Origin of the sequence: Porphyrobacter sp. LM 6 (genome assembly GCF_001720465.1) — a bacterium.
In the GTDB taxonomy this organism is placed as follows: domain Bacteria; phylum Pseudomonadota; class Alphaproteobacteria; order Sphingomonadales; family Sphingomonadaceae; genus Erythrobacter.
The window spans coordinates 2543008-2557874 of sequence record NZ_CP017113.1 but is presented as its reverse complement, the minus strand read 5'-3'; the positions used below and the strand labels follow the sequence as shown (position 1 = coordinate 2557874).

Genomic DNA, 14867 nt, shown 5'->3' with positions numbered 1-14867 from the left:
AAACCGTATATCCCGTGCAGCGATTGCAATTGATCGCCGCGCATTGCGGATTACGCCCTGACCATGCTTGAGAACCCCGACACCCTGTTGCTTGCGCGGATCCAGTTCGCCTTCACGGTGAGCTTCCACTTCTTCTTCCCGGCCTTCTCGATCGGGCTTGCAAGCTATCTCATGGTGCTCGAAGCGCTGTGGCTGAAGACCGGGAAGAGCGTTTACCTCGACCTGTTCAAGTACTGGCTGAAGATCTTCGCGATCGCCTTTGCGATGGGCGTCGTGTCCGGGATCGTCATGTCCTACCAGTTCGGCACCAACTGGTCGGTGTTCTCGGACAAGGCAGGGCCGGTGATCGGGCCGCTGATGGCCTACGAGGTGCTGACGGCTTTCTTCCTCGAAGCGGGCTTCCTGGGCGTGATGCTGTTCGGGATGAACAAGGTCGGCAAGAAGCTGCACTTTGCCGCGACCTTCATGGTGGCGCTGGGCACCTTCGTGTCGGCCTTCTGGATCCTCAGCGTGAACAGCTGGATGCAGACGCCGACGGGGTATGAGATCGGCGCCAACGGGCAATTCCTGCCGGGGCCGAGCTGGTTCGAAATCGTCTTCAACCCGAGCTTCCCCTACCGCCTCGTCCACACGGTGATGGCAGCCTACCTCACCACCGCCTTCGTGGTGGGCGCGGTTGGCGCTTGGCATCTCTTGAAAGACCGCGCCAACCCGCACGCGCGCACGATGTTTTCGATGGCGATGTGGATGGCGGCAATCGTCACGCCCTTGCAGATCTTCGCGGGCGATATGCACGGGCTCAACACGCTCGAGCATCAGCCGGTCAAGGTCATGGCGATGGAGGGGCATTTCGAGAGCCATCCTGACGGTGCGCCGCTGATCCTGTTCGGCATCCCCGACAGCGAGGCCAAGACGGTGCGCTATGCGATCGAAATCCCCAAGGCGTCCTCGCTGATTCTGAAGCATGATCTGAACGCGCCGCTGGCGGGCCTCGACACCGTGCCCGATGATCGCGAACCGCCGGTGGGCGTGGTGTTCTGGAGCTTCCGCATCATGGTCGGCATCGGCTTTGCCATGCTGGGTATCGGGATATGGAGCCTATGGGGCCGGGTGCGCGGACGGCTTTACGACATGCCCTGGCTCCACCGTGCGGCTGTGCTGATGGGGCCGAGCGGGTTTGCTGCCGTGCTGGCCGGGTGGATCACCACCGAAGTCGGCCGCCAGCCCTTTGTCATCTACGGCCTGCTGCGGACGGCTGATGCAGCCAGCCCGCTTGATGCGCCCGCCGTCGCTGCGTCGTTGCTCGCCTTCATCCTCGTCTATTTCACCGTCTTCGGGATCGGGGTGGTCTATATCCTCAAGATCATGGGCAAGCCGCCCCACGCTGGCGAATACGGGGTCAAGCGCGGCGATGTCGGCCCGATCCGCACCGCGGGCATCACCCCGGGGCCGACCCAGAACCCCGGCGGCGAGGAAACACTGCCCACCCATGCGCCCGACGAAAAGGAGCCGGTGTGATGGATCTCACCGTCATCTGGGCCTTCATCATCGCCTTTGCCGTCTTCGCCTATGTGGTGATGGACGGGTTCGACCTTGGCATCGGCATCCTGTTCCCGACCTTCAAGGCCGGGCGCGAGCGTGACCGGGCGATGAATTCGATCGCGCCGGTGTGGGACGGGAACGAGACCTGGCTGGTGCTGGGTGGGGGAGGGCTCTTTGCCGCCTTTCCGCTCGCCTATGCGGTGATCCTGCCCGCGACCTATCCGCTGATCATCGCCATGCTGCTGGGCCTCGTGTTCCGCGGCGTGGCGTTTGAATACCGCTGGCGCGATCCGGGGCACCAGAAGTTCTGGGACCTCGCCTTCACCGGTGGCTCGTTGGTCGCCGCGCTGGCGCAGGGGATGACGCTGGGCGCGCTGCTGCAAGGGATCGATGTGGTGGATCGCGCCTATGCGGGGAGCTGGTGGGACTGGCTTACGCCGTACACTCTGCTGACGGGGCTTGGCACGGTGGCGGGCTATGCGCTGCTGGGCGCTACCTGGCTGATCTGGAAACTCGATGGTGAGGAGCAGGTTCACGCGCGCAAACTGGCGATCGGCTGGGGCGCGGCGACCATCGTGCTGATGGGGGCAGTGAGCCTCTACAATATCGCCCTCAATGCCGATTACGCCGCGCGCTGGCTCAGTGCCCCCGAGATCTACTACGTCGCTCCCGTGCCGATCCTGACCGCGATTGTCGCGCTGTCGATGCTGCGGGCGATCCTGAAGGAGCGCAATTCCAAGCCATTCTGGCTCGGCATCGCGCTGTTCTTTCTCGGCATGAGCGGGCTGGGGGTGACGATCTGGCCCTATGCCGTGCCCGAAAGCGTGACCATCTGGGAGGCCGCCGCGCCGTATCGTTCGCAGGCCTTCATGCTGGTGGGTGTGGCGATCACCCTGCCGCTGATCATCGCCTATACCGCCTGGGCCTATTGGGTGTTCCGCGGAAAAGTCGCTGACGAAGGCTACCATTGATGCTTGCGCCATTGGAGCAACCGCCTGAAGCGCCCTTGTGGCAACGCCTCGCGTGGATGGCTGGAATCTGGGCGGCGAGCGTCGCGGTGCTGGGCGTGGTCGCCTATATCATCCGCCTGTGGATCGCACCCTGATGGTCAAGGTCTGGTTCGACGGCGCCTGCCCGCTGTGCCTGCGCGAAATCGCGCTGATGCGGCGGCTTGATCGGCGAGGGAGCATCACCTTCGTCGATGTCGCGGCGGGGGCCGACCCGTCCTGCCCGATCGACCGCGCGCAGCTCCTCGCCCGCTTCCACGCCGAGGAGAACGGTGTCGTGCTGAGCGGCGCGGCGGCCTTTGCAGCGATGTGGCGCGCGATCCCGCTGCTGCGTCCGCTCGGGCTGGCTGCACGCCATCCGGCGGCGCTGCGCCTGCTCGAAGCCGCCTATGTCCGCTTCCTGAAAATCCGCCCGCGCCTGCAACGCCTGTTCGCCTGAGCGGACGCAGTCAACAAGATCGCCAGAGCCGGCGATGGACGAAGCCCGCACCCCTTCCTAGGACAGGGCAAGGCTTTCGTGGGGTTGATGAATGGCGGTCGATTCGGGGCGCGAGTTGGCGTCGATCCAGTATCTGCGCGGCATCGCGGCGATGATGGTGGTGCTGTTCCATGCCGACCACCAGCTTGCCAAGATGGATGCACAAATCGGCCTGATCGCGCTCCGTTCCGGTGTCGATATCTTCTTCGTGATCAGCGGTTTCGTCATGTGGGTCTCCACCTCCCGTTCACCGGAGAGGACCGCTGGCCAGTTCATGCGCGACCGGATCATCCGGATCGTCCCGCTCTACTGGGCGGTGACCTTCTTCGTGGCTTCCGTGGCGTTCCTTGTGCCGACGGCGATGCAATCGACCCGCTTCGATCCTCCGCTGATCCTTGCCTCGTTGTTCTTCATTGCGTGGCCCAATCAGACCATGGGTGGTTACGCTCCGCTGGTGATCGCGGGATGGACGCTCAACCTCGAGATGTTCTTCTACACCCTGTTCACGCTCGCCATGCTGGTGACGCGCAACAGGACGAGCCGGTTCGTGCTGCTTATCGGTATGATCGTGCTGGCGTGCGGCGCCGCGACCCTGCTGCCCGGCTTGCCGTCGCAGGTGCGGTTCTATGGCGATGATGTGATCCTCGAGTTCGCTTTCGGCCTCGGGCTTGGCTGGGTCTGGCTGAATGCCCCTCCGCGAACCTCGGCGCTGTGGTGGATCGTCTGTCTGGCCGGCTTTGTCCTGCTGTTTCCCGGTTCCCAGTTATACACGCTGCCGCGTGCGCTGACCTTCGGGGTTCCGGCCTTGATGATCGAAGCCGGTGCTATCTTCGCGCCTGCCTTCCGCTTCCCGGCGCTGCATTTTCTGGGCGACAGTTCCTATTCGCTCTACCTGACGCACGCGATCGTTCTCTCGCTGGTGTCGCAGGTCGTGCGGCGCGTTTTGCCGGAAGACCTGCAACCCTTCGTGTTCGTCCCGCTTGCCATTGCCGCCAGCGTGTTTGCCGCGTGGATAGCTTACCGGCTGTTCGAGCGTCCGGTGACCCGGTTGGCCAAGCAACTGCTCGGCGGGGGCACAGCGAAGGCGAAGCAGGCGCTTGTCGAAGCGCGCCCCGAGGGGCAGAGCAGTTGAGCAGCTGCGGGTAACCGCAAGAGCGGTCGTCAGGGGAGGAATGACATGAGCAATTTCGGCGGGATGCAGAACGAGATCTACAATGCCGGGCTCAGGGGCATTCTGCCGACCTTCCCCGTCGATTTCGCCACGCTCGAAAAGCGCGCGCACGAGGCACTGGGGCCGAGCCTTACCAACTATGTCGCGGGCGGCTGCGGGGACGAGCATACGCAGGACCAGAACGCCGCTGCCTTCCATCATTGGGGCATGGTGCCGCGCATGATGGTCGATTGCAGCACGCGCGATCTGTCGATCGAGCTGTTCGGCCACCGCTACCCGACCCCGCTGTTCATGGCTCCGATCGGTTTGAACGGCGAAGCTTCGCAGGACCGCCACGGCGATATGGCGGCTGCACGGGCCTCGGCAATGACAGGGGTGCCGTTCTGCGCCTCGACCCTCGCCAATGATCCGCTCGAGGACGTGAAGGCGGCCTGCGGCGATACTCCGGCGTGGTTCCAGCTCTACACCCCCAAAAACAAGGAGCTGGCGACGAGCCTGATCCGCCGCGCCGAGGATGCCGGCTACAAGGCGCTCGTCGTGACGCTGGATACCTGGGTGACCGGCTGGCGACCGCGCGACCTGAATGCGTCGAACTTCCCGCAGCTGCGCGGCAAAGTGCTGCAGAACTACTTTGTCGATCCGGTGTTCCGCTCGCTGCTGGCCAAGCCGCCCGAAGAAGACCCTGCGGCGGCGATCTTCACCTGGGCGGCGACCTTCGGACAGGTGCTGACCTGGGACGACATGGCGTGGTTCAAGTCCGTGACCAAGCTGCCGATCGTGCTCAAAGGCATCTGCCACCCCGATGACGCGCGCCGTGCGGTCGATAGCGGGGCGGATGCGGTCTATTGTTCGAACCATGGCGGGCGGCAGGCCAATGGCGGGATCGCGACCATCGATCTGCTCGAAGACGTAGTGAAAGCATCGGGCGATGTGCCGGTGCTGTTTGACAGCGGAATCCGCTCCGGCACCGATGCCGTCAAGGCGCTGGCGATGGGTGCGCGTGCGGTAGGGGTGGGGCGGCCCTATACCTATGGGCTCGCGCTCGGCGGCGCAGAGGGCGCGGCGTGGGTATTAAGATCGATCCTCGCGGAAGCCGACCTGCTGATGGCCGTTAACGGTTACCCGACCCTCGCAGACGTGCGCGCTGCCGGAGTGCGACGGACCGATGGCTAGGCTCGGCGAGGCGCAAGGTTGTTAACCATATTTCTCTTACGTTTTCCACAGATTTGCTGTTAAATTGAAAGATAACATAAGCGAATCGGGACGTGTTCAATGGCAAGACCAACTATCTGGTCCAGCGGGCCAGACCCTATGCGCCGCACAGTGTGCATTCAGGACGAACATTCGCGCCGCGCGCGCTATGGCCGCATCCAACCGATGCAACCGCGCCGGACGATCCTCTCGCGCCTCGCTAGCCTGATCGCTTAACGCCGCAAGCAGGCCGGTGTCAGCCGCCTGCCTTCGCCAGCATCACCAGCTTGGTATCGGTAAAGGCGAGGTAGCCTTCCTCGCCGCCTTCCGATCCGAAGCCGCTATCGCCAACGCCGCCAAACGGGGTTTCGGGCGATGACACGATCAGCTGATTGATCCCGACCATCCCCGCACGCAGGCTCCGCCCAAGGTAATGCGCCTCGTCGAGATCGCTGCTGAAGGCGTAGGCGGCGAGGCCATAGCGCAACCCATTGGCGATCCGCACGGCATCCTCGATGTGCTCGAAGGGCACGATCCCGGCGATGGGGCCGAAGGGCTCCTCGGTCATGAAGCGACTGTCGGGGGCAGGATTGGCGATCACGGTCGGCTCGAAGAAGAAGCCGCTCCCGGCAATCGCCTTGCCGCCGGTCACCACCTCGCCGCGGTTGCCGCCCGCATCGGCGACCACCTGTTCCATCGCGGAAATCCGGCGGGCGTGGGCGAGGGGGCCCATGTCCACGCTCGCGTCGGCGCCCGGATCGCCGACCTTCAGCTTGCCGGCATAGGCGGCGAAGTCAGCAACGAAGCGGTCGTAGATCTCGCTCGCGACGAGGAAGCGGGTGGGCGAGACGCAGACCTGCCCCGCGTTGCGGAACTTGGTCGATGCGCAGGCCGCGACTGCGCGTTCGAGATCGGCGGTCTTGCTGACGATCACCGGTGCGTGGCCGCCGAGTTCGGGGGTGAAGCGCTTCATGCCCTGCGCGGCGAGCGCACCGAGGTGCTTGCCGACCGCAGTCGAGCCGGTGAAGCTCACCTTGCGGGTGACAGGCGAGGCAATCAAGTGTTCGGACACTGGGCCGGGTTCGCCATAGACGAGGCCCAGCACGCCCTTGGGCAGGCCTGCGTCGACAAAGCATTCGACCAGCAGTTGCGCTGATGCCGGGCTGTTTTCGGCGGGCTTCAGGATTGCCGTGCAGCCCGCTGCCAGCGCACCGGCGATCTTCTTGCCGGGCAGGTTCACGGGGAAATTCCACGGGGTGAGCAGCACCGCCGGGCCGATGGGCTCGTGCGTCACGATCTGCGCAATCAGCTGGTTTCCGCGCGGCGGGATCAGGCGGCCACCCCGGCGCTTGGCTTCTTCTCCAAGGAAATCGATCACATCGGCGGACGAGGTGATCTCGCCCACCGCCTGCGCGCGGGGTTTGCCCATTTCGGCGGTAACTATGCTGGCGATGGCGGGTGCGCGTTCGCGCAGCAGATCGGCGGCGCGGCGCAGGATGGCGTAGCGCTCGGCAGCGGGCGTGCGGCTCCAGGCGGGGAAGGCATCGTCCGCCGCCTTCAATGCGGCATCGAGCTGCGCGGGGCCGGCCTTGGGGCATTGCCCGATCGCCTGTCCGGTCGCCGGGTTGATGACATCCATCGCGCCCGCATCGCCGTGGGCGATCCATTCGCCGTTGATGAGCATTTTCAAAGCCGGATAGGCAGTCATCGGACAGTTCCTTGCGTTTGTTCGACCTTGCGCGAACTTGTAATTTTATTGCGCTTCCATTAGCAATGTTTGTGCTGCATCGCGAGGAGAGAATCATGCTGGTCGGCGTTCCCAAGGAAATCAAGCCGAGCGAATTCCGCGTCGGTCTCACGCCCGAAGCGGTGCGCGAATATGTCGCGGCCGGTCACCGCGTGATCGTCGAAACGGGCGCTGGACTGGGCATCGACAAGAACGATGATGTCTATCGCAAGGCCGGGGCCGAGGTGGTCGATACGGCCGCCGAAGTCTTTGCGCGCGCCGAGATGGTCGTGAAGGTCAAGGAGCCGCAGCCGTCCGAATGGGTGCAACTGCGCGAAGGCCAGATCCTCTTCACCTATCTCCACCTCGCCCCCGATCCCGAGCAGGCCAAGGGCCTTATGGCTTCAGGTGTTTCGGCGGTGGCGTATGAAACCGTGACTGCGCCGGGCGGCGCGTTGCCGCTGCTTGCGCCGATGAGCGAGGTCGCAGGGCGGCTTGCGATCGAGGCGGGGGCGATGGCGCTCCGGGCCAGCAATGGCGGACGCGGTACCTTGATGGGCGGCGTGCCCGGCGTACTTCCGGCGCGAGTCGTGATCCTCGGCGGCGGTGTGGTCGGCACGCAGGCGGCGCGCATGGCGGTGGGTCTGGGGGCAAGTGTTGAGATTTTCGACCGCTCGCTGCCGCGCCTGCGCCAGCTTGACGAAATGTTCCAAGGCCGTGCAATCACACGCTTTTCCACTGCCGGCACGATCGAGCAGGCGGTGTCCCAGGCTGATGTCGTGATCGGCGCGGTGCTGATCCCGGGGGCGAGCGCGCCGCATCTTGTCACCCGCGCCATGCTGCCCGAAATGAAGCGGCGCGCGGTGCTGGTTGATGTCGCGATCGATCAGGGCGGGTGCTTTGAAACATCACACCCCACCACCCACGAGAACCCGACCTACGAGGTTGATTCCATTATCCATTACTGCGTGGCCAACATGCCCGGCGCGGTGCCGCTGACGAGCTCCTATGCGCTCAACAATGCGACCCTGCCGTTCGGGCTGGCGCTGGCGAACAAGGGGCTGAAGGCGTGCGAAGATGACCCGCATCTTGCCCCCGGTCTCAACGTCCACAAGGGCAAGATCGTCAATGCCGCTGTGGCCGAGAGCCTGGGTTTTGATGCCTGATGCTCCACGTGGAACATCGGCCCAAACGGGGCCTAAAGGGGGTCTAAGGGGGGTCTAGAGGGGGTCTAGCAGGGCTCTAACCCGGCCAGGCCCCCCGGCAAGGTCGCGCCTAAACCGCAACCACGTGCTGTTCGATCGCGCCGAAGATCGAATGGTTGTGATCATCGCGCATTTCGATCCGCACCGTGTCACCCGCCTGCATGAACGGGGTCGCCGGAGCGCCATCACGGATCGTTTCGATCATGCGGATTTCCGCGATGCACGAATAGCCCGCGCCGCCTTCGGCCACCGGCTTGCCCGGCCCGCCATCGGCGCCCTTGTTCGAAATCGTGCCCGTCCCGATGATCGTGCCTGCACCCAGATTGCGCGTCTTGGCCGCATGGGCGACGAGCTGCGGCAGATTGAAGGTTGCATCCACGCCCGCATTGGCGCGGCCGAAGGGCTTGCCGTTCAGATCGACCATCAGCGGCAGATGCACGAGGCCATCGGCCCACGCCGCGCCCAGTTCATCGGGCGTTACCGCGACGGGCGAAAAAGCGCTCGCGGGCTTGGACTGGAAGAAGCCGAAGCCCTTTTCCAGCTCCGCCGGGATCAGGCCGCGCAGGGACACATCATTGACCAGCATGATCAGCTTGATGTGCCCTGCGGCCTCTTCGACCGAGCAGCCCATCGGCACATCGCCGGTGATGCAGGCAATCTCGCCCTCCATGTCGCAGCCCCAGGCCGGATCGCCCAGCGGGATATCGGCGCGCGGCGGCAGGAAGCTGTCCGAGCCACCCTGATACATCAGGGGATCGTGATAGAAGCTGTCGGGCACCTTGGCCCCGCGCGCCTTCCGCACCAGCTCCACGTGGTTGATATAGGCGCTGCCATCGGCCCACTGGAACGCACGCGGCAGGGGCGAGTGCGCCTGACGTTCGTGGAACCGCTCGCACGGAACGGTTTCGTGTTCGACATCGCGGGCGAGCACTTCGAGCTCCGGCGCGATCCGGTCCCAATCGTCGAGCGCGGCTTGCAGCGTCGGCGCGATGTAGCCGGCGGCGCAGCACCGGGTGAGGTCTTTCGACACCACCACCAGCTTGCCATCGCGCGTGCCGTTGTTGAGGGTTGCGAGCTTCATTGTGTTGTTCTCTCCCGGCCAGAATTCAGGTGGCGTCTTGTTGTTTATCGGGGTGCGCCGCTACGAAGGCCGGGAGCGCAAGGCACGCCGCCTCGATGCGGGTCATGTGGGGGCTGGCGCTGAGGTCGTAATGGAACCGCCGCGCGTTCGCGAGTTGCGGGATCAACACGATCTCGAACAGGCCGGGCGCATCGCTGTGCAGGAAATCGCCGGTGCCGAGCTGAGCGAGCCGCGCCTCGATCGGATCGAGCGTGCGCTTCAGCCAGTGGCGATACCATACGTCGATCGCGTCCTGCGTGTGGCCGAGCGGGTCCTTGAGATACTTCAGCACCGGCAGGTTGTTCACCGCGTGAATCTCGGTCGCGATGCCATAGGCGAGCTCGCGCACCGTGTAACGCGCTTCGATGTCCTGCGGCAGAAAGCGCGGCTCAGGATAGGCTTCGTCGAGCCATTCGAGCAGCGCCATCGATTGCGCGCGGTCGCGTCCGTCGGCTTCGAGCATGGGGAGCGAACCGAACGGATTGCGCGCGGTAAATTCGGGGGCCTTGTTCTCGGCGGTGACGAGATTGACCGGCACATTCTCGAAGGCGAGGCCCTTCAGATTGAGTGCGATCCGCAGGCGGTATGACGTGGAAGAGCGGAAGTAGCCGTAGAGTCTCATGATGCTCATGCCCCTGCATCGCAGGCTTCCCGCAGCGGGGCAAGCGGGGGTTTGGTGCTTCTGAGCCGACTGACGATCTGAACCACGCCGCCTCCCCGGATCAGGCCCGGGGAGACGAATTCGACTGGTGGGGTTTCCTCTTAAGCCGGCATCAACACCCGACTGACCGCGCCGAGCAGATCAGCCGGCGGGCAGGGCTTTGCCAGCGTGGTGGCACGCGGAAAGCGGGCCGCCACGTCGGGCACGGCGTCGCGTTCAGAATGCAGGATCACCGGCACGTTGTCGTCGAGCAGACGCTGCGCGAGCTCGTGGCCCATCCCGTCGCTCAATGCGATATCGAGGATGACGAGATCGGGCCGCAGGCTCTGGCAGGCTTCGATCGTGGTGGTGATCCCGTCATGCGGGCCTTCGACTTCGTAACCGGCCTCGGCAACGGTATCGCAAAGATCGCAGGCGGTGACGTGGTCGTGTTCGGCGACAAGGATTCGCAAGGCCATCGGTAGTCTCCCGTGTAATCGAATCCCATCAAGGGTGTAACACGGATTGGACGTCAGGCTTGCACGAATCTTATCCGTTATTGCCGAATTGGGCCGCAAATGTGCTTTCATCGCCCGCTGCGAGCAATTTTGCCTGCGCGATCCACTGGTCGCGGGTGATCCGACCGGCAAAACGGCCGAGCTGCGCGTCGATTCGTTCGACCTCGGCATCGTCCCACGCGGCGATCTGGGCGAAGGTGGTAACGCCGAGTTCGCCGAGCAGCGCGACCAGCTTGGGGCCGACCCCCTTGATGCGCGAAAGATCATCCGCGCCGCCAGCAGGGGCCAGAGTCGGAGTCGGCGCAGGGGCCGGTTCAGCCGGTGCCGGAGCGGGCGGGATCGTCACCGCCGCGGGGGCAGCATCGATCAGCGCCTGATTGCGCGGCGCGGGCGCGGCGCCTTCGGCCAGCACGTCGCGGGCGAGGGGGGTGGCGCTATCGTCGGCGATCACCTTCGCCTTGCGGGTCGAACGGGCAAAGGCCCAGGCGACCACCGCCAGCACGGCGAGGCCAATCAGAACCAGCAGCAGCGAGGATGGCATATCGGCGGCAATCACAGGGTATCTCCCTTGCGGATGTATGGTTTCGCCACGCGCTCTAGCAGCGCAGCCGCGCCGCGCTCAAGCCGTGTCACGAATCGTCGGCGGACGGGGAAGTGACGTTCTTGCGGAACAGGACCTTGTCTTCCTCGCCGAAACCGCGGTGCCATACGACCCAGGCATAGGTCGCCAGCACCGCCGGGATGCCGATGATCAGTTCCATCCATTCGGGCAGCCAGGTGAAGATATAGCCCACCACCACCGCCGGAGCGGCGGCATAGACCAGCGCCCAGCGCCAGTTGTTGACCGGCGCGCCGAGCAGCGACTTGAGCAGCAGCGCCTTTACCAGGCTCGATGCAGCGAGGGCGATCATCAACGCGCCCGCAGCGCCTGCCGCCTGGAACCCGCGGCCCATGTCGTAGCGGCTCGCCAGCTCGATGAAGGCGATGGTGAGCACCGCCTGCAGCGCGATAATGCCGACGGAAATGGCAAGGTTCCGCTTGCGGGCGATGTAGACGAGCACGCTTTCCGAAACGACCGCCATCGAGGCGACCACTTCGGCGGCAAGCAGGAAGGCGAGCGCGGCGGTGCCGGCGACATAATCCGGCCCCCACAGGCCCATCACTGCCTCACCCGGCACGCCCAGCACCAGCGCGATGCCGAGCTGCACCGCGATGATCCAGAACCCTACCTGCCGCACCTGCGCGGCGATGGCTTCCATGTTGCCGATCCGCAGGTTCTTGGTGATGACGGGGGAAAGGATCGGCTCGAAGCTGGTCTTCAATTTCTGCGGCAGCGAGGCGATCTGCTGCGCGGCGTAGTAGATTCCGACTGCCGAGGGCGGGGCGAACAGGCCGAGGATGAAGATATCGAGCAGCCGTGTGCCGCGCTCGATCGCATCCGCGCCGACAATCGGGAAGGCGCGCGCCGACATCGCCAGCATCGCGCGCGGGCGCGGGTGCCAGTCCCTCGGCAGGCCGTAGGTTCTCAGGAACGGCCACAGCGCGGTCAGCAATCCGGCATAGATCGAGGTGATGAAGGCCAGCGCTAGCCCGCTCTCGCGCGTGGCGGGAATGAAGAAGAAAACGCCTGCGCCGATCGAGATCGTCCACGGCTCCACCACCGCCCGCGCGCGCACCGTGGTGGCAATGTCGAAGCGGTAGGCTTGGGCGGCGAGCAGGATCTCGGTGACGGCAAAGGCGGGGATGGTAGCGACCAGCCATATGTCCCAGGGCGAACTCATCCCGTTGGGGAACATCGGTTCGGGGAAGGCGAGCAGCAGCAGCGCCGCGACGCCTGCATAGATCAGTGCCAGCGCAATCCCGTCATAGACGAGGTTCGTCTCGGCTCTGCGGTCATCGCCCGCACCTTCGGACAGGCGCTGCGCCAGCCCGCGCTTCTCGCCGAGCGAGCACACCAGCGCGACAATCTCGATCAGCACCATCGCCGAAGCGAAGCGCCCGAGCGATTCCGCGCCGTAAAGGCGGGTGGCGATGACGAGGAAGGGGATGCGCGCGATCAGGCGCACGACGAAGCCCATCGTGTTGGTGCGTCCGCCTTTGGCCAGCGCGGCGAGATCCTCGTCTGGGGCGGCAGCAGCCGTGGTATCGGCGGGCGGCTGGCTCACGCTTCGATATCCTTGGCGTCGCTTTCCAGTTCGGCGCGCAAGGGGCGGGCGAGCAGTTCGGCCACCACCCGCCGCGCATTGGCACCCGCGAGGATCGCGCCCACCGCATCGACGATCGGCATGGCGATGCCGCGCGCCGCAGCCAGTTCGGCAAGCACCGGGGCGGTGAAGGCCCCTTCGGCGACAGTGCGGCGGTCGGCCATCAGATCGGCCGCGCTAGCGCCTTCGCCCAAGGCCTTGCCCAAGGAGAAGTTGCGGCTGGAGGTCGAGGAGCAGGTCAGCACCAGATCGCCCAACCCGCACAGGCCCGACAGCGTTTCCGCCTCGGCCCCCAGCGCCTCGCCGAAGCGCAGCATTTCGGCGTAGCCGCGCGCGATCAGCGCCGCGCGCGCGTTCTGGCCGAGTGCGAGGCCATCGACCACCCCGCAGGCAATCGCCAGCACGTTCTTCACCGCCCCGCCAATCTCCGCGCCGGTGACGTCGTCGGAGTAATAGGGCCGGAAGGCAGGCCGCGCGATTGCGGGCGCGAGGCGATCCCACTGCGCCGCTCCGCCGCCGCACGCCAGCGTCACCGCCGTCGGCAGGCCTGCCGCAACTTCATGCGCGAAAGTCGGGCCGGATAGCACCGCAATGGCGCTTTCCGGCGAAGCCTCGCGCGCGACATCGTTCATAAGGCGGCCCGTGCCCGCCTCGATCCCCTTGGAGCACAGCACCAGATCGCGCGGCGCCTTCACAAGGCCGCCGAGCACCTTGCCCAGCACCTGCGCGGGGGTAACGACCAGCAAGGTATCAATCGCGGCGAAATCGGCCAGATCGCCGGTCGCGCGGATCGTCGGTGCGAGCGTCGCCGAGGGCAGGTAGAGCGGGTTGCGATGCTCGGCATTGATCGCGGCGACCACCTCGGCCTCGTAGGCCCACAGCACCACATCGCGCCCGTCGGAGGCGAGCATCTGGGCGAGCGCGGTGCCCCATGCACCTGCGCCGATCACGCCGATGGTTTCGCGCCCGCTCATGCCTTGACCCCTGCACCGCGCGCTGCCTCGGCCGCCGGATCGAGCGGCCAGCGCGGGCGCGCCTTGAAATCGAGCGGATCGCCCGCGAAGTCCGCACCTTCCTGCGCCAGACGCTCGCACCCGGCCCATGCGATCATCGCGGCATTATCGGTGCACAGCGCCAGCGGCGGTGCGGTAAAGCGCATCGCGTGGCGCGCGGCCAGCGCTTCGAGCGCCGCGCGAACAGTAGCATTGGCGGCAACCCCGCCCGCCACCACCAGCGCGGGGAAGGGGCCGGCACGCTCCAGAGCATATTCGAGCCGGTCGATCAGACATTCGACCGCCGCCTGCTGGAAACTCGCAGCGATATCGGCTGGCTCGTGCGCCCCGCTTTCAACCGCCCGCAGCACCGCGCTTTTCAAGCCCGCGAAGGAGAAATGCGGCTCTTTCGATCCCTTGAGCGGGCGGGGCAGCGGCACGGCCTTCGGATCGCCCGCGCGCGCCAACCGCTCGACCGCAGGCCCGCCGGGATAGCCGAGGCCGAGCAGCTTCGCGGTCTTGTCGAAAGCCTCGCCCAGCGCATCGTCGATGGTGGTCGCAAGGCGGCGATATTGCCCGACGCCCTCGACAGCGAGGATCTGGCAATGCCCGCCCGAAACCAGCAGCAAGAGATAGGGGAAGGCGAGGCCGCTATCTGCAAGACGCGGCGAAAGTGCGTGGCCTTCAAGGTGGTTGATCGCCAGCAGCGGCTTGTCCGCCGCCATCGCCAGCGCCTTGGCGCTCACGAGGCCGACCATCACCCCGCCGATCAGTCCCGGCCCGGCGGTCGCGGCAATCGCATCGACATCGGCAAGCGTGAGGCCGGCATCGGCCATCACCTTTTCGAGCATCGGCGCAACCCGTTCGGCATGGGCGCGGGCGGCGATTTCGGGGACGACCCCGCCATAGGGCGCGTGTTCGGCTTCCTGACTGGCAATCGCCTGCGCGATGATCGTGCGGTCGCCGCGCACCAGCGCAACCGCGGTTTCATCGCAGCTGGATTCGATGCCCAACACGATCGTGCTGTCAGAGGTGTGCGTTGCCGATCCCATCCGGCTTCCATCTAGTGGTTG

Annotated in this window: 15 protein-coding genes; 7 read left to right on the top strand and 8 right to left on the bottom strand. The window is 65.5% G+C overall.

Annotation, left to right across the window (positions count from 1 at the left end; translation table 11 throughout):
- Positions 1-63: 63 nt before the first annotated feature.
- From BG023_RS12325 to BG023_RS12305, 6 genes are all read left to right on the top strand, one after another.
- Positions 64-1518, top strand: a complete 1455-nt coding sequence (locus BG023_RS12325) for a cytochrome ubiquinol oxidase subunit I (protein WP_069310716.1) — start codon at positions 64-66, stop codon at positions 1516-1518.
- A complete protein-coding gene (cydB, locus tag BG023_RS12320; protein WP_069310715.1) occupies positions 1518-2513 on the top strand; it encodes a cytochrome d ubiquinol oxidase subunit II in 996 nt (331 codons plus the stop codon). Before BG023_RS12325 ends, cydB begins: the two co-directional genes overlap by 1 nt.
- Positions 2513-2647 (top strand): DUF2474 domain-containing protein, encoded by a 135-nt coding sequence (locus BG023_RS14590; protein ID WP_083234790.1) that lies wholly within the window; start codon positions 2513-2515, stop codon positions 2645-2647. Before cydB ends, BG023_RS14590 begins: the two co-directional genes overlap by 1 nt.
- Entirely contained in the window at positions 2647-2988 is a 342-nt protein-coding gene (locus BG023_RS12315; protein WP_069310714.1) for a thiol-disulfide oxidoreductase DCC family protein, read from the top strand. Before BG023_RS14590 ends, BG023_RS12315 begins: the two co-directional genes overlap by 1 nt.
- A gap of 91 nt (positions 2989-3079) precedes the next feature.
- Positions 3080-4159, top strand: a complete 1080-nt coding sequence (locus tag BG023_RS12310) for an acyltransferase family protein (RefSeq protein ID WP_069310713.1) — start codon at positions 3080-3082, stop codon at positions 4157-4159.
- 45 nt (positions 4160-4204) lie between these two features.
- Entirely contained in the window at positions 4205-5371 is a 1167-nt protein-coding gene (locus BG023_RS12305; protein WP_069310712.1) for an alpha-hydroxy-acid oxidizing protein, read from the top strand.
- Positions 5372-5645: 274 nt separating this feature from the next.
- Here BG023_RS12305 and BG023_RS12300 read toward each other — a convergent pair whose 3' ends face one another.
- Complete coding sequence (locus BG023_RS12300; protein WP_069310711.1) at positions 5646-7097, bottom strand: NAD-dependent succinate-semialdehyde dehydrogenase; 1452 nt, start codon at positions 7095-7097, stop codon at positions 5646-5648.
- Between the two features lie 95 nt (positions 7098-7192).
- On the opposite strand from BG023_RS12300, the gene ald reads away from it, so the two are divergent.
- Positions 7193-8281 (top strand): alanine dehydrogenase, encoded by a 1089-nt coding sequence (ald, locus tag BG023_RS12295; RefSeq protein ID WP_069311310.1) that lies wholly within the window; start codon positions 7193-7195, stop codon positions 8279-8281.
- Positions 8282-8390: 109 nt separating this feature from the next.
- On the opposite strand, the gene BG023_RS12290 is transcribed toward ald, so the two are convergent.
- The 7 genes from BG023_RS12290 to tsaD all read right to left on the bottom strand — a co-directional run bounded on the left by BG023_RS12290 (position 8391) and on the right by tsaD (position 14846).
- On the bottom strand, positions 8391-9401 hold the full coding sequence (locus BG023_RS12290) for a fumarylacetoacetate hydrolase family protein (protein ID WP_069310710.1): 1011 nt from the start codon (positions 9399-9401) through the stop codon (positions 8391-8393).
- 25 nt (positions 9402-9426) lie between these two features.
- Positions 9427-10062 carry a maleylacetoacetate isomerase gene (gene maiA / locus BG023_RS12285; RefSeq protein ID WP_069311309.1) on the bottom strand — a complete coding sequence of 212 codons (636 nt, stop codon included), beginning with the start codon at positions 10060-10062 and terminating at the stop codon, positions 9427-9429.
- 140 nt (positions 10063-10202) lie between these two features.
- Positions 10203-10559, bottom strand: a complete 357-nt coding sequence (locus tag BG023_RS12280) for a response regulator (RefSeq protein ID WP_069310709.1) — start codon at positions 10557-10559, stop codon at positions 10203-10205.
- A gap of 70 nt (positions 10560-10629) precedes the next feature.
- The gene (locus BG023_RS12275) at positions 10630-11139 is read right to left on the bottom strand and encodes a hypothetical protein (RefSeq protein WP_069310708.1); all 510 of its coding nucleotides are present in this window, start codon (positions 11137-11139) and stop codon (positions 10630-10632) included.
- 88 nt (positions 11140-11227) lie between these two features.
- Positions 11228-12676 carry a lipopolysaccharide biosynthesis protein gene (locus BG023_RS12270; protein ID WP_233993107.1) on the bottom strand — a complete coding sequence of 483 codons (1449 nt, stop codon included), beginning with the start codon at positions 12674-12676 and terminating at the stop codon, positions 11228-11230.
- Positions 12677-12759: 83 nt separating this feature from the next.
- Positions 12760-13776, bottom strand: coding sequence for an NAD(P)H-dependent glycerol-3-phosphate dehydrogenase (locus BG023_RS12265; protein ID WP_069310706.1), 1017 nt, complete (start codon positions 13774-13776; stop codon positions 12760-12762).
- Positions 13773-14846 carry a tRNA (adenosine(37)-N6)-threonylcarbamoyltransferase complex transferase subunit TsaD gene (gene tsaD, locus BG023_RS12260; protein WP_069310705.1) on the bottom strand — a complete coding sequence of 358 codons (1074 nt, stop codon included), beginning with the start codon at positions 14844-14846 and terminating at the stop codon, positions 13773-13775. Before tsaD ends, BG023_RS12265 begins: the two co-directional genes overlap by 4 nt.
- Positions 14847-14867 lie beyond the last annotated feature (21 nt).

Bases quoted from the DNA above. Each gene is read 5' to 3' on its own strand.
- BG023_RS12310 (WP_069310713.1), top strand. From the start codon at position 3,080: ATGGCGGTCGATTCGGGGCGCGAGTTGGCGTCGATCCAGTATCTGCGC.
- BG023_RS12315 (WP_069310714.1), top strand. From the start codon at position 2,647: ATGGTCAAGGTCTGGTTCGACGGCGCCTGCCCGCTGTGCCTGCGCGAA.
- tsaD (WP_069310705.1), bottom strand. From the start codon at position 14,846: ATGGGATCGGCAACGCACACCTCTGACAGCACGATCGTGTTGGGCATC.
- BG023_RS12275 (WP_069310708.1), bottom strand. From the start codon at position 11,139: ATGCCATCCTCGCTGCTGCTGGTTCTGATTGGCCTCGCCGTGCTGGCG.
- BG023_RS12305 (WP_069310712.1), top strand. From the start codon at position 4,205: ATGAGCAATTTCGGCGGGATGCAGAACGAGATCTACAATGCCGGGCTC.
- BG023_RS12265 (WP_069310706.1), bottom strand. From the start codon at position 13,776: ATGAGCGGGCGCGAAACCATCGGCGTGATCGGCGCAGGTGCATGGGGC.
- BG023_RS12280 (WP_069310709.1), bottom strand. From the start codon at position 10,559: ATGGCCTTGCGAATCCTTGTCGCCGAACACGACCACGTCACCGCCTGC.
- BG023_RS14590 (WP_083234790.1), top strand. From the start codon at position 2,513: ATGCTTGCGCCATTGGAGCAACCGCCTGAAGCGCCCTTGTGGCAACGC.
- BG023_RS12270 (WP_233993107.1), bottom strand. From the start codon at position 12,676: ATGGGCTTCGTCGTGCGCCTGATCGCGCGCATCCCCTTCCTCGTCATC.
- BG023_RS12325 (WP_069310716.1), top strand. From the start codon at position 64: ATGCTTGAGAACCCCGACACCCTGTTGCTTGCGCGGATCCAGTTCGCC.
- BG023_RS12290 (WP_069310710.1), bottom strand. From the start codon at position 9,401: ATGAAGCTCGCAACCCTCAACAACGGCACGCGCGATGGCAAGCTGGTG.
- cydB (WP_069310715.1), top strand. From the start codon at position 1,518: ATGGATCTCACCGTCATCTGGGCCTTCATCATCGCCTTTGCCGTCTTC.
- BG023_RS12300 (WP_069310711.1), bottom strand. From the start codon at position 7,097: ATGACTGCCTATCCGGCTTTGAAAATGCTCATCAACGGCGAATGGATC.
- maiA (WP_069311309.1), bottom strand. From the start codon at position 10,062: ATGAGACTCTACGGCTACTTCCGCTCTTCCACGTCATACCGCCTGCGG.
- ald (WP_069311310.1), top strand. From the start codon at position 7,193: ATGCTGGTCGGCGTTCCCAAGGAAATCAAGCCGAGCGAATTCCGCGTC.